Below are 13,117 nucleotides of genomic sequence, written 5' to 3' on the forward strand. Positions count from 1 at the left end.
TGAAAAAACCACCCTTTCGGGTGGTTTTTTTATGGGTTTAATTTTTTCTATGTTTATGTTGATAAATATTCTCATAGAAAAAGATTAAGTCTTTTGATCTACCATAATTATTGCCAGTACCGAATGTTGCAACAACATATAAAAAACCAAATCTTTCTAATTCAGATGCTGAAAAATTACATTCTTCATTTTTAAGGTGATAATTTTTATTAGTTTTATTTTTTTCAAAGGCTACATATGCCTTTTCTAAGCCTTCTAATAAAAAAGAAGTGAAGTGAGGAATAATATGAGCATATCTGAGAAAATTTGCTCTATTAATTTCATTTACATCATATAAAAGAGCAAGTCGAGCAAGCATTTTGGATTGATGCACTAAATAAGTTTTATCTAATGCATTGAGTAGCTCACTACCTATTTCTAAGTTATTTTGATCCTTGAAGATTTTTAGTAATGTGCCTGATGCCAAGCTTTCGCCTTCTTTTATAAATTCTAGGATATTTTTCAGTTTTTGCTTTTCGTTATAATTCCTAAAAGCTTGATAAATTGCTAAACCTGATGATGCTATTGGAAAAGCCTTTACAATTTCTTGAAAAATAGTATCGGTCGTTTCTAAAACTGCATTATCAAAATAGTTTTCTGCTGTTTGAATAATAGTAGATGTTATTTGACTCATGATTAATTTTCTTTTATCCGCTATATAGATAATGTACTACACACCTGAAAATTTGAAATTTATTTTTTTTTAGCATCACCTTAGAATAGCTGATTTGGATTGTTTGTTTTAACTTGGAATTTTTGGAAGTATGAATGTTGAAAGTATCAGTTTTAGTATTTCCGGTTCTTAAATAACTTTCACTTTGTACCACTCGATATAACTTTTACCTGCGCTGCGTAATCTTTTGAACCAATCTGTAAGCAAAGTCATAGTCAGAAAAAAACAATGCTAAGTTGATATGGCGTCTTTAAGCTTTCCAGATTTATTCAGTAAAAAGCTTCACGGTTCTACTACCTCTGTCACGACGCGAATCACGTTGTTATCCATTTATAAAAATTGAATTGGCCAAGCAGGGATCTAATTATGAGTTATCAATCCGTTAACCCCTTTAACAACCAGAAATTAAAAGATTATCCGTCACATACTGATCAAGATATCCAGAATGCATTGGATACCGCAGAAAAAATCCTGAACTCGGATTGGACTCAACACGTAGATACCCGTATTGCAGTACTGCGTAAATTGGCTACCAACATGCGAGCGCAAAAAGCTGAACTGGCCAAGCTTATGACCCAGGATATGGGGAAACTGATTAAGCAAAGTGAAGGTGAAATCGAAACCTGCGCCAAAATTGCAGAATACTATGCTGATCATGCCAAAGAGTTTTTAGCGCCAGTTTCTTATGAAACGGAACTGGGCGAAGCTTGGGTAGAACATCATCCCTTAGGCATTATTATGGCGGTAGAACCCTGGAACTTCCCATTCTATCAATTGATGCGTGTCTTTGCGCCAAACTGCGCGATTGGCAACCCTGTGGTAGCCAAGCATGCCAGCATCGTTCCGCAATGTGCTGAAGCCTTTGAACGGTTGATTCTTGATGCAGGCGCACCGAAAGGTGTGTGGACTAATCTGTTTATCAGTAGTGATCAGGTCGCAGATATTATCGCAGATCCACGTGTACAAGGCGTTGCTCTCACGGGATCAGAAGGCGCAGGGCGTGCAGTAGCGGGGCAGGCCGGTAAACATGTCACCAAATCCACATTAGAATTGGGCGGTAATGATGTATTCATTGTGCTGGATGATGCTGATCTGGAAAAAGCGATCAAAATCGGCTGTCAGGCACGCGTTAATAACACGGGGCAGGTTTGTACAGCAGCTAAACGTTTTATCCTGCATGAGAAAATTGCGGAACAATTTAAATCGGGCATGATCAAGGTCTTTGAAGGCTTAAAAATTGGTGATCCGTTGGATTCTGAAACTACACTTGGCCCACTGTCCTCAGCAGATGCGTTGGAAAAACTGACCACGCAGGTGGATAAGGCAGTAGAGAATGGCGCGAAAGTCGTGACTGGTGGTAAGCCTTATGAGCATGAAGGTAATTTCTATCAGCCAACTATTCTGGAAAATATCAGCCGTGATAATCCGGCCTGGTATGAAGAATTCTTTGGTCCTGTGGCACAGATCTATGTCGCAAAAGATGAAGATGAAATTGTATCGATTGCCAATGATTCTAATTATGGTCTCGGAGGCGTGATTCATTCACAAAATATTGAGCGGGCGAAAAAGCTGGCTTCACGTGTAGAAACTGGCATGATCTGGATCAACTGGTATACCGATACTGCGCCAGAGCTGCCATTTGGCGGGATTAAAAATTCGGGTTATGGTCATGAACTTTCAAGCGATGGTTTCAAAGAATTTGTGCAGAAACGATTGGTGGTGGTGAAAAGCCCAAAAAAATAATATTTAATTTTTAAAATAAAGAAGCCACTTAAACAGTGGCTTCTTTTTGAACGAGATATCAGCGTAAATCAAGTATTTTCTGGTTCAGCTTCTGATGAAGCATCTTTATCTGAATTTTGAATCAGCATGCCTGCCAGTTTAAGCATTTCAGCTTGCACACTAACCATCTGGCTTTCAATTTTCTTTAAATCAACCTGACTGAAATCGACTTGGCCATTCAGTAAAGGAGAAGCCAGAACCTGTTGATTGGCACTCATGATATTGCTACGTACCTGATCAATTTCCTGACTTTTTAAATTCAGTTCACCTAAAGCCTGATTAAAGCCTGTCAACTGTTGTTGTAACTTGCCTGCTGTAGCTTGCAGTTGCTCGGTATCTTTAGTATCCACCGCAGTTTGCAGATCAGTTTGGGTTTGTTTTAACTGTTCAACATAACTCCCTGCCTTGAATTGCAGATCAGCTACATCACGCACCATATAAAACATATTGCCAGACTTCAGCTCTGTTTGCGCAGTCGTCGTGCGATCACTTTGCTGTACAGGTTCAAGATCAGTAGAAAGCGTACTTTGTTCTTGCTCGACCGGTGCTTCGGTCGCCTGTTCACAGCCCATTAATAAAATGCCTGAGCTAAATAGGGCAAAAGGAAGAAGAGCATTTACAAGAATCTTGGACATGAAATCGTGGTCTCGGAGCAGGTGGTTCTAATGCATGACTATAAGAATAAAATGTGGAGATAAAAAAGATTGTTGCAAAGTCATAACAAATATTTTGAATACAAAAGATTAAGACATTAAAAAAGAGTGCCGAAGCACTCTTTTTCACCGAGGAGGATAAAACTTATCCTGCAATAATTTTGATAATGTTATGGCTCATCACATTGGTCAGGATATAGTCACCATTTACTTTGATCCATTGCTGGTTTTTACCAGGTTTGCTGAGTTTTTTGTATTTGCTGTGATCTACCTTGTACATTTTGCTCTGGAACTGAGCTGGTACTTTTTGACCTACGCGCCAATCGCGTGAAGGATCTATTTTCTTATGTACCTGTTTATGCTGTTGAGCGTGTGCAGGAGATTTATGCTGTGCGTGATACTGTTGCTGAACATGCGTTTTTTGTGGCTGATGGTGTTGCGAGTGATGCTCTGGAGCTGCAGCAAAAGCTGAAGTCGCCACAAGTGTACTAGATAATGAAAATACGACTGCTTTTACTAAGTTTTTCATGTTTTGAACCTATCGTTACCTCTCTTGGGATAACTGCATATTAGGCTCAACTCATTGATAAATATGGAATGAAGTGTTGTAGAAAAATAAAAATTAAGCGTAAATCATGGAGATTTTAGAGCTAAGTAAATCTGGTTATAAATATTTGATTTTAAAATAAATAATAAGTATCTATTATTGAAATAGATACTTACATTACTGTTACAAATTATTTAGCCAATTCTGCATTGATCGCATCTCGCAAGCGGGCATCATCTGCTGGAATATTTGGTGCAAAACGCGCGACCACTTCACCTTGCTTGTTGACCAGGAATTTTTCAAAGTTCCACAGCACTTCTGGTAATTCATTTGGCGTATTGCCAAAACTTTTCAGGCGCTCCGCAAAATCTTCGCCGCCTGTACGTTGCGGCTGAGCTTGGGTCAGATAATGGTAAAGAGGATGCTGATCTTCACCCACGACAGAGATCTTGGAGAATAGCGGGAAATCCACATTGTAGTTCAGACTGCAGAACTGCTGGATTTCCTCGTCTGTGCCCGGTTCCTGACCTTTAAAGTTATTCGCAGGAAAAGCCAGAATTTCCAGTCCTTCGGTTTTTTTCTCATTATAAAGTTTCTGCAGTCCTTCATATTGTGGGGTTAAACCACATTTCGATGCGACATTTACAATCAGCAGGACTTTGTCTTGATAATCGGACAGAGTCGTATTTTCTCCAGTGAGGGTTTTTACCGGAATCTCATAAATGGACTGGCTCATATTATTTTGCTCGAATTGTTATGGAAATAGACTCATGTTTTATCGGGTCTGGGCGGTTTCAGCAAACATAAATTTTAGATAAGTTTGTGAAAAAAATATGAAATTCAATGTTTATGCCTATGAGCTAGGTCGGCTAAACTGGTCATCAGTTGCAACCGACCTATTTAAAAAGACTTATTTAGCAAGCTCAGCATTGATTGCATCCAGCAGGCGTGAATCATCTGCCGTGATATCCGGTGCAAAACGTGCAACGACTTCCCCCTGTTTGTTCACCAGGAATTTTTCAAAGTTCCAGAGGACTTCAGGCGGTTCATTTGGAGTCAGGCCGTAATCGACCAGATCTTTCCACCATGGACCTTCACCGATACGTTCTGGCACAGCTTGAGTCAAAGTGGCATACAAAGGATGTTTAGCTTCACCCACGACCGGAATTTTGGCAAACAGCGGGAAATCCACCTGATAGTTCAGGGAACAGAATTCCTGAATTTCCCTTTCACTTCCAGGTTCCTGTTCCAGAAAATCATTAGAAGGAAAACCTAAGATTTCCAGTCCTTCGGCTTTTTTATCATCATAGAGTTTTTGCAAGCCTTCGTATTGTGGAGTGAGGCCACATTTTGATGCCACATTTACTAGCAGCAAGACTTTGCCTTGATACTGGTTCAGCGTCGTGTCCGTTCCTTGAATCGTTTTTACCGGAATGTCATACACAGAAGTGCTCATCAGATTTCCTTTTTATTAAATGAATGAGGGCTATTTGTTTTAACGGGTATTTAAAGACAGTACAAGTCGGAATCAGTGAAATGCTTACTTGCCAGCTACAAATAGCATTAATTTTAGTTGAAAAATCAATTATGCTTAGGCACTTGCCAAGAGCGCATAGATTAACAATAGATAGAGACAGGGATGAAGTTATGACGCAGCAGCAAAAAACAATGTGGTGGGCCATGCTGCTTCCATTGACTGCGGTACTGATCTGGTCACTGAATATTGTCGTGACCCGCTATGTGACCGACTTCATCTCGCCGGTGAGCATCAGTTTTTATCGCTGGTTTTTTGCCTTTCTGATTCTGACCCCGTTTATTCTGCCGCGAGTGATTCGTGAACGTGCCCTGATCGTCCCGCATCTGAAACAGCTGGCAGTGCTGAGTGCCTTTGGTCTGGTGCTGTATCAGGGCCTGGCGTATACCGCCGCACATTACACCACCGCCACCAATATGGGCATTATTAATGCCTTTATTCCAATTTTCACCATTTTTGTGTCGATGCTGATTCTGCGCGATATCCCGAATCGCTATGCGATTATTGGCAGTCTGTTGTCCTTTGCCGGGCTGATCTATGTGATGGGGCAGGGTAATCCGTGGGGGCTGCTGCATGCTGGCGGCCAGTGGGGTGATCTGCTGATGATTATTGCCGTATTTTTCTATGCCTTTTACGGGGTCTTTCTGAAAAAATGGCAGCTGCAGATTCCGCTCATGCTGAGCCTGTATGTGCAGATTCTATTTGCATTGCTGTATCACCTGCCGTTTGTGGCCTGGTTGGGTCTAGATGTCATTAATCTGGCCAATGCTGGCAGCGTCATCTACGCCAGTATTTTCCCGTCACTGATTGCACCTTTGCTGTGGATGATGGCGATTCAGCGTCTGGGGCCGAACCGTACCAGTATCTTTATGAACCTGATGCCGGTGTTTACTGCTTTAATTGCCTTGGTCTGGTTAAAAGAGGTCTGGACCATTTATCACAGTATTGGTGGGGCGATTATTCTGTTCGGCATTGTACTGGCCCAGAAAAAAACCATGGCGCCGGTGCTGCTAAAAGCCAAATAATTGCCTAAAAAACGAACAAACAAACTTAGTTTTTTTGCTTGAATGATCTCGTAAATAAAGACAAATAGACTTTAGTCGAGGATGGGAGGTTTTAGGTTCTTTAAAAAGCACTTTAAAAAGAGCAAGATAATTTGAATTTTTTTAAAATAATGATTGATTAATCATAGGTTTAAGCTGCTTTTTAAGAGCTAAAATATATTTGTTTTTTTTAAACTGTTCGCCCATAATACGCTCCATCGCAGATCAGCAACTGTTGCTGAAATGTCCAGAGATTTCGATACCCTCTGGATGTGATTGATACACATCCTTTTTTATGCTCAACCATCCCTATATGGTTGAGCTTTTTTTTGTCTTAAAACTTTAGTCGACTTGAAAAGAAAAATGACTGAGCAAAGGCTCAGTCACGAATAATTTCACCTGTTACGGCATCAATAATCCGGCTTGGTTTCTGGCTCAGTCCCAGATCACCATTCAGATAATTCAGATCCTGACCAAAATAACGCATGGCATCTTGCAGGGAACGTGCAGGTTCTAAGCCGGCAGGATTGGCACTGGTTGAAACAATAAAACCGCCAAAAGCCTGACACAAGGCTACACAAAGAGGATGAGTGGTCACGCGCACTGCCACTTTAGGGTGTTTGCCTTTAATCCAGCCTGGAATATCGTCATTGGCAGGGAGTAGCCAGGTGGTCGCCCGGTCTGTAGGTCGATCATTACTCCAGGACTCAATTACTTTTTCACGCATTTCTTCACTTAGATCCTGAAGTAAATGTTCCACTTGTGAAATATGAGCTGCGAGTAAAATCACGCCTTTTTCAATCGGGCGCTGTTTTAAGGTTAAAATCTGGTGAAATGCCTGTTCATTATAGGGGTCGCAACCTAAACCCCAAACAGCCTCTGTAGGGTATGCCAAGACCTGTCCAGCTTTGAGACATTCAGCTGCTTCGGCAACAGAGGTGGTGATCATGTGTATACCTTATCAAAACAAGAAGTGTCTATTGTGAACCTTATTTATGCGGACGACAACGTAGATACATGCCGGCTTGCTGGGTGCAAAAGCCAAGTAGCTCCAGTTCCATCAATTGACCGGTGAGAGAAGAAACATCCTGTTGCAGATGATGACTGAGATGATCCAAGTCCTGTCCGACCCAGTCCAGCTGGTTATAAAGTCTGAGCAAATGGGGCGGTATGTGTGCAGGAAGTTCATCCGCCATGTCATGTTGTACTTCATTTTGTAAGGCTTGCCATTGGGTCGCCAGTGCCAGTTCTTCAATCACCTGTTGCGGGTGATCAATCAGAATCGCGCCTTCACGAATCAGCTGATGGCAACCTTTATGATATTCACTATAAATATGTCCCGGAATGGCAAATACAGTCTTGCCTTGTTCGGCAGCCAGTTTGGCCGTAATCAGAGAGCCGCTTTTTAAGGTCGCTTCAGCCACAATGACCCCGAGACTTAAGCCACTGACAATCCTGTTACGCCGTGGAAAGTGATGCTGCAACGGTGGGGTTTCTGGTAGAAACTCGGTAATGACGGCACCACCATGCGCAATAATCTCCTGGCGCAATTGTGCATGTTGAGAAGGGTAGGTCTGATCCAGTCCGGTTCCCATCACCGCAATGGTTCCCTGATGTTTTAATCCTGCCCGATGAGCAGCTTCATCTATGCCTTGTGCTAATCCACTATTAATATAGAAACCCTGTTCACTCAAATAAAAAGAAAAATCATAGGCTACTTGCCGGCCATGAGGACTCGGCTTGCGACTTCCCACAACTGCAATTTGGGCTTGTAGCAGGGTATCCGGCTCACCTTGGCCAAAAATAATCGGTGGTTTGTCTACATAGTGGCTGAGTTGCTGCGGATAGTGCAGATCATGGTAGAGTAGAACAAAATCACTATCTCGCTGAACTTTTTCCAGACAGCGCTGAAATTTCTGTTGTGATTCTGGAAGCGAGAAGTCTTTTAAGCGTTGGACATGATTGGCATGAATGCCAAGCGCCTGCCAGGTAGGCACCTGATCAGGCCGTATGGCTGTGGTCAGACTTGAATAATGCTGACTGATTTTATAGAAGCTCGAAAGAGAATGCTGAACTAGATACCATAACGTCAGTGTTTCCAGTTGCACGCGTGATAAAGAGTTCAGCATATCGAGACCTATATGTGTGTCTTCTTATTCTTTCAGTTGTAAAGTTAGATCAATCTATTATTCATCTAACAATGGCGCTTGAATATTGGCACCCACCTTGATAGGTAACTCACTTTCCAGCACATAAGCATAGCTCAGCTGGTCAAAAGTTTTAAAGACCATCACATTGCCAATGCGCTCACCTGGAAGCTGTACGCGCTCTTTGGTTTTCGGATCAGTCACGACTTCACCTTTCTGGTTTACGCTAAAGACATGACCAGTCTGAACCCCATGTGCCGTACCACGGTCAATCGTCACGACACTATGACGTGCTGCTGTACCAATTGAACCCAGTACACGCACAATCTGACCACCAGCAACCGTATTTTCTGCATTCACTGGATAGAACAGGGTAGGCAACATCGGATCGTATTCAGGTAATACACGGTCACCACGACGCACTTCGGCATTGTAGCTATCTGTCAATTCCAGCGTGGTAACATCACCTTCGCCACGTACTGCGATTCCGGAAGCAACCTGTTGCAGCTCTAGAGCAGCCGTGTATTTCTTGCCATTTGCATCGGTAAAGACATAAGGGTCTGCTTCACGATACACCGCATAACGCTGGCCAACCACCAGACCGTTACCACGGGCATAGACCTTCTGGCCTTTACCTGCCAGTACGCGCTGGTCTGCGGTACCGAGAATGTAAGGCGTGCCTTGAACTGAATCAGCTGCCACAATGGTATAGCGTTCAAGCCATTGCTGGATGTGCGCTAATGGAATCACTGGAATCGTATTATTTAAAGATTCAACGCGAACCTGTGGTTGTAGTGAAGTACTACCGATATAACGACTGATGATACCTTCACAGCCATCACCTTCGTCTTTACCGATAATTGGACGACCTTGATAGTCACACATCAACAGGCGATCACCTGGAAAAATCCAATGTGGATTTTTCACGTGCTTGTTACTGGCCCAGATTTCTGGCCAACGCACCGGATTTTTTAAGAAACGTTTTGAAATATCCCACAATGTATCGCCTTTTTTGACCACGTAGACATTAGGCGCACTGGCTTTTAAAGCAGGTGGATTGACGTTGCGGGCAGGAGCTGCCTCGGCTGAATATATTGTCCCCATACTCACTCCGACACAAACTGCCAGTGCGAGCATTTGATTTTTTAACCCCAAGGCACTAAAAAATGGCATGCCCTTCAAAACCTTTTTCATTATCATAATTCCTAAAATTATGTGCGTAATTGCGTTATAATAACGATCTTACACACATTTTTTTGATGAAGCATTCCCTTCATTTGGTTTTTTGATCAATGGCATAATTGAGGACGCAGTATGGCCTTATTACCTATTTTAAGTTTCCCGGATCCCCGTCTTCGTACCATTGCACAACCAGTCGAAGAAGTTACTGATGAAATTCGTCAGCTCGCTGCAGATATGTTTGAAACCATGTATGAAGCGCCAGGCATCGGACTCGCCGCGACCCAAGTCGATCGTCATATTCAGCTGATTGTGATGGACCTGTCTGAAAACAAAGATCAACCCATGGTGTTCATTAACCCCAAAATCACACCATTGACTGAAGAAACACAGCCTTATGAAGAGGGCTGTCTATCAGTTCCTCAAATATACGATAAAGTTGAGCGTCCGTCACGCGTAAAAATTGAGGCAATTGGTCTGGATGGTCAACCCTTTGAACAAGAGGCTGATGGACTTCTCGCTGTGTGCATCCAACATGAAATGGATCACTTAAATGGTAAGCTTTTTGTGGATTATCTGTCGCCATTAAAACGTCAGCGTGCCCGTGAAAAAGTAGAAAAACTGGTTCGCCAGCGCAATAAGGAAAAAGTTGCAGTTAAACGCTAAAATTATTTTCCCAAGCAGTTTTTATGATTCAACAAGCCCAATTTTGATTGGGTTTTGTTATACTCAGCCTAGATAAATTTAAGGGTTTGCCTATGGTTCTGCGGGGAGGTCTGCTACTTTCCTTTGTAGCGGTATTTCTACAGATTGCTGTATTCTTACAGCCTTTGCTGCCGAAGCAATATCAGGTTGCTCCGGTCTGTGAAACCATCACGCGTGCCCTTTTAGTTTCCTCTCATGTTCATTCTGAACATCCTGCTCATCATCTTGATCAGCATCCTATTTCCTCGGACTCCATGGCGCATGAACACGATGCTAGTCATCAGTGTCAGTACTGTACTGTCTATGGCAACATGGTTTTGCCGCCTGAGCTTGAAGTGAAAGAAGTCCTGGATCGAATTCAGGTCAGACTATTGGCTTTTGAACAAGCCTTTAAGCATGTCTGGTTTATCCTTCAACGACTCTTTTTAATCCCGCAGGGACGGGCACCGCCACTGTTTGCATAAATCCACGTTGTTTTGCCTGGGTCTTTACTGACTTAGGCCGTGTTCAATTTATGTATTCAGTGAGATAGAAAATGGCTCAGCCTAAATTTTCTTTACAGCCCCTTGCGGCTGCGATTTGTGTTGCTTGTTATTCTTCGATGGTGCTGGCAAATGAAGCCATGCCAGTACAAACCATGGCACCGATTGTGGTGACTTCAACTGCCGGTAATGATGCTAATGGTCTGATTGTCCGTGCTGATCCGAAACAGCCGCTTCAGCCAGTGCCGGCAACCGATGGTGCAGATTATCTGCAAAGTATTGTAGGTTTTAGTTCGGTCAATAGCGGAGCAGGTACCAATGGCGATGTGACCTTTCGTGGCATGTTCGGTTCACGCATTAAAATCCTGACTGATGGCACAGAAAATCTAGGTGCCTGCCCAAGCCGGATGGATTCACCAACCTCTTATATTTCGCCAGAAAGCTATGACCGTATTTCGGTGATTAAAGGACCACAAACGGTCCAGTATGCCAATACCGGTTCAGCAGCTACCGTGATTTTTGAACGTAGCCCGGAACAGTTTGATGAAGATCATCACTATCGTGGTCAGGCCAGTGTTTTGATGGGTTCCTTCGGGCGTCTCGATCATAATGTCGAAGTTGCAGCAGGTGATAAGCAGAAATATATTCGCCTCAATACTAACCGCTCGGTAGCCAACAGCTATCAGGATGGTAATGGCAATACTGTGCCATCAGACTGGGAACGCTGGAATGCTGATCTGGCTTTAGGCTGGACACCCGATGAAAACACCTGGGTAGAACTGACCGGTGGTAAGGCCGATGGTGAAGCGGTGTATGCTGGCCGTATGATGGATGGTTCCAAGTTTGCCCGTGAAAGTTTAGGTTTGCGTGTTGAAAAGAGAAATATCAGCGATGTGATTCAGAAAGTAGAAGGGCAGATCAACTATAACTATAATGATCATGTGATGGATAACTATAGTTTACGTGCTAAACCTATGATGGAAATGGCAACTAACGTTGCACGTAAAACCTTAAATGCGCGTGTCGCCATGACCAGTGAATGGGAAAAATTCAAACTGATCTCTGGTGTCGATACGCAAAACAACGAGCATAGTGTTCGTAAAACGACGGATGGTGTTTCCTATCAGAATCTACCTCGTATGACTGACATGGAATTTCAATCCATCGGCGCGTTTGGTGAACTGACTTATGATTTGGGCAACGACAATCAATTTGTCACAGGTCTGCGTTTAGATCAGATTGACGTCGATGCAGTGCAAAGTAATCAGTCTCGTCAGCAACTTTTACCAAGTGGCTTCCTGCGTTTTGAGAATATTCATCCTGAACATGAAGATGGCAAAACCTATATTGGACTGGGTTATGTGGAGCGTATGCCAGACTACTGGGAGCTGTTTAGTCCTAAATCAGGCAATGGAAATACTAATACCTTTAAAAATATCAATACTGAAAAGACTTTACAGCTTGATGTGGGTTATCAGCACTCGCATGGTAAGTTCAACTCATGGGCATCAGCATACGCAGGTTTAATTAATGATTATGTGCTAACGACATATAAGCCTACTGGCATGATGGGAATGCTGGAAGCTCATAGCCGGAATGTCGATGCCACCATCGCTGGTGCAGAAGCTGGAATTGGTTATCAGTTGACTGATGCGATTCAGGCTGACGTGAGCGCCATGTATGCCTGGGGTGAAAACACCACTGATAATACGCCGTTACCACAGATTTCACCTTTAGAAGCGCGGGTTAATTTGCGCTATATTCAAGACAAATACAATGTTGGATTATTGTGGCGTGTAGTGGGTGGTCAAAACCGTATTAGTAAGAATGAAGGTAATATTGTTGGATATGATCTACAGCCAAGCGCAGGTTTTAGCACATTATCGCTAAATGGAACCTATAATTTAGCAGAAGACATCGATTTATCAGTGGGTATTGATAATGTGTTAGATAAAACCTATACGGAGCATTTGAATAAGATGGGAAATGCAGGTGTCGGTCTGGCGGCCAATGAACAATTCAATAATATGGGACGAAATTACTGGGCAAGAATCAGTATGAAGTTCTAATCTGATTAGATTCAGTACAAAAAGCAGGACGAAAGTTCTGCTTTTTGCTTTTTTAATTTAATAAAATTTATAAAAATCAATTATTTAACTATTATGACCATTTCTAAATAAAATAATGAACATTTTTATTAAAATATTTTTTATATAAAACAGTTATTTATAAATATCTTGGTTTATAAAATAAACATACGTTTCAAATGTTTTAAAAAAGGTGTTGCAAGGCATCTGAAATGCTGTAGAATGCACATCCATCGGCGGTGATGA

The 13,117-nt window shown here is 42.4% G+C and carries 13 protein-coding genes; 5 read left to right on the forward strand and 8 right to left on the reverse strand.

The features are described 5' to 3' along the window. Positions 1–37: 37 nt before the first annotated feature. Entirely contained in the window at positions 38–673 is a 636-nt protein-coding gene (locus tag RJ01_RS13975; protein ID WP_034171535.1) for a hypothetical protein, read from the reverse strand. Between the two features lie 405 nt (positions 674–1,078). Between RJ01_RS13975 and RJ01_RS13980 the strand changes: the two genes are divergently transcribed. Then, entirely contained in the window at positions 1,079–2,455 is a 1,377-nt protein-coding gene (locus RJ01_RS13980) for an NAD-dependent succinate-semialdehyde dehydrogenase (RefSeq protein WP_034171536.1), read from the forward strand. Between the two features lie 68 nt (positions 2,456–2,523). On the opposite strand, the gene RJ01_RS13985 is transcribed toward RJ01_RS13980, so the two are convergent. The 4 genes from RJ01_RS13985 to RJ01_RS14000 form a co-directional block, all read right to left on the reverse strand. Next, positions 2,524–3,129, reverse strand: coding sequence for a hypothetical protein (locus tag RJ01_RS13985; RefSeq protein WP_034171537.1), 606 nt, complete (start codon positions 3,127–3,129; stop codon positions 2,524–2,526). A gap of 163 nt (positions 3,130–3,292) precedes the next feature. Further along, positions 3,293–3,676 (reverse strand): RcnB family protein, encoded by a 384-nt coding sequence (locus tag RJ01_RS13990; RefSeq protein WP_034171538.1) that lies wholly within the window; start codon positions 3,674–3,676, stop codon positions 3,293–3,295. Between the two features lie 208 nt (positions 3,677–3,884). Beyond that, positions 3,885–4,430, reverse strand: coding sequence for a glutathione peroxidase (locus RJ01_RS13995; protein ID WP_034171539.1), 546 nt, complete (start codon positions 4,428–4,430; stop codon positions 3,885–3,887). Positions 4,431–4,604: 174 nt separating this feature from the next. After that, entirely contained in the window at positions 4,605–5,150 is a 546-nt protein-coding gene (locus RJ01_RS14000; RefSeq protein WP_034171540.1) for a glutathione peroxidase, read from the reverse strand. Between the two features lie 191 nt (positions 5,151–5,341). Here RJ01_RS14000 and RJ01_RS14005 point away from each other — a divergent pair, with 191 nt between their 5' ends. Beyond that, positions 5,342–6,253 (forward strand): DMT family transporter, encoded by a 912-nt coding sequence (locus RJ01_RS14005; protein ID WP_034171541.1) that lies wholly within the window; start codon positions 5,342–5,344, stop codon positions 6,251–6,253. Positions 6,254–6,650: 397 nt separating this feature from the next. Here the strand turns inward: RJ01_RS14005 and RJ01_RS14015 are convergent, their stop codons facing one another. From RJ01_RS14015 to RJ01_RS14025, 3 genes are read right to left on the reverse strand one after another with little or no spacing between them, the layout of a single operon-like run. Then, entirely contained in the window at positions 6,651–7,220 is a 570-nt protein-coding gene (locus tag RJ01_RS14015) for an L-threonylcarbamoyladenylate synthase (protein WP_034171542.1), read from the reverse strand. Between the two features lie 40 nt (positions 7,221–7,260). Then, a complete protein-coding gene (gene dprA, locus RJ01_RS14020) occupies positions 7,261–8,400 on the reverse strand; it encodes a DNA-processing protein DprA (protein WP_034171543.1) in 1,140 nt (379 codons plus the stop codon). A gap of 57 nt (positions 8,401–8,457) precedes the next feature. Further along, the gene (locus tag RJ01_RS14025) at positions 8,458–9,612 is read right to left on the reverse strand and encodes a LysM peptidoglycan-binding domain-containing protein (RefSeq protein WP_005233424.1); all 1,155 of its coding nucleotides are present in this window, start codon (positions 9,610–9,612) and stop codon (positions 8,458–8,460) included. A gap of 120 nt (positions 9,613–9,732) precedes the next feature. Between RJ01_RS14025 and def the strand changes: the two genes are divergently transcribed. The 3 genes from def to RJ01_RS14040 all read left to right on the forward strand — a co-directional run bounded on the left by def (position 9,733) and on the right by RJ01_RS14040 (position 12,853). Then, positions 9,733–10,263, forward strand: a complete 531-nt coding sequence (gene def, locus RJ01_RS14030; protein ID WP_004780730.1) for a peptide deformylase — start codon at positions 9,733–9,735, stop codon at positions 10,261–10,263. A gap of 92 nt (positions 10,264–10,355) precedes the next feature. Next, positions 10,356–10,766, forward strand: a complete 411-nt coding sequence (locus tag RJ01_RS14035; RefSeq protein ID WP_034171544.1) for a DUF2946 family protein — start codon at positions 10,356–10,358, stop codon at positions 10,764–10,766. Between the two features lie 71 nt (positions 10,767–10,837). Further along, complete coding sequence (locus RJ01_RS14040) at positions 10,838–12,853, forward strand: TonB-dependent copper receptor (RefSeq protein WP_034171545.1); 2,016 nt, start codon at positions 10,838–10,840, stop codon at positions 12,851–12,853. The last annotated feature ends 264 nt before the right edge of the window (positions 12,854–13,117 follow it).

The sequence above is a fragment of the Acinetobacter sp. YZS-X1-1 genome (assembly GCF_000804305.1).
GTDB classification, from domain to species: domain Bacteria; phylum Pseudomonadota; class Gammaproteobacteria; order Pseudomonadales; family Moraxellaceae; genus Acinetobacter; species Acinetobacter variabilis.

Excerpts from the sequence above, each read along its gene's own strand:
- RJ01_RS14025 (WP_005233424.1), bottom strand. The coding sequence starts at position 9,612 with ATGAAAAAGGTTTTGAAGGGCATGCCATTTTTTAGTGCCTTGGGGTTA.
- RJ01_RS14015 (WP_034171542.1), bottom strand. The coding sequence starts at position 7,220 with ATGATCACCACCTCTGTTGCCGAAGCAGCTGAATGTCTCAAAGCTGGA.
- RJ01_RS13985 (WP_034171537.1), bottom strand. The coding sequence starts at position 3,129 with ATGTCCAAGATTCTTGTAAATGCTCTTCTTCCTTTTGCCCTATTTAGC.
- RJ01_RS13995 (WP_034171539.1), bottom strand. The coding sequence starts at position 4,430 with ATGAGCCAGTCCATTTATGAGATTCCGGTAAAAACCCTCACTGGAGAA.
- def (WP_004780730.1), top strand. The coding sequence starts at position 9,733 with ATGGCCTTATTACCTATTTTAAGTTTCCCGGATCCCCGTCTTCGTACC.
- RJ01_RS14005 (WP_034171541.1), top strand. The coding sequence starts at position 5,342 with ATGACGCAGCAGCAAAAAACAATGTGGTGGGCCATGCTGCTTCCATTG.
- RJ01_RS14035 (WP_034171544.1), top strand. The coding sequence starts at position 10,356 with ATGGTTCTGCGGGGAGGTCTGCTACTTTCCTTTGTAGCGGTATTTCTA.
- RJ01_RS13980 (WP_034171536.1), top strand. The coding sequence starts at position 1,079 with ATGAGTTATCAATCCGTTAACCCCTTTAACAACCAGAAATTAAAAGAT.
- dprA (WP_034171543.1), bottom strand. The coding sequence starts at position 8,400 with ATGCTGAACTCTTTATCACGCGTGCAACTGGAAACACTGACGTTATGG.
- RJ01_RS13975 (WP_034171535.1), bottom strand. The coding sequence starts at position 673 with ATGAGTCAAATAACATCTACTATTATTCAAACAGCAGAAAACTATTTT.
- RJ01_RS13990 (WP_034171538.1), bottom strand. The coding sequence starts at position 3,676 with ATGAAAAACTTAGTAAAAGCAGTCGTATTTTCATTATCTAGTACACTT.
- RJ01_RS14000 (WP_034171540.1), bottom strand. The coding sequence starts at position 5,150 with ATGAGCACTTCTGTGTATGACATTCCGGTAAAAACGATTCAAGGAACG.
- RJ01_RS14040 (WP_034171545.1), top strand. The coding sequence starts at position 10,838 with ATGGCTCAGCCTAAATTTTCTTTACAGCCCCTTGCGGCTGCGATTTGT.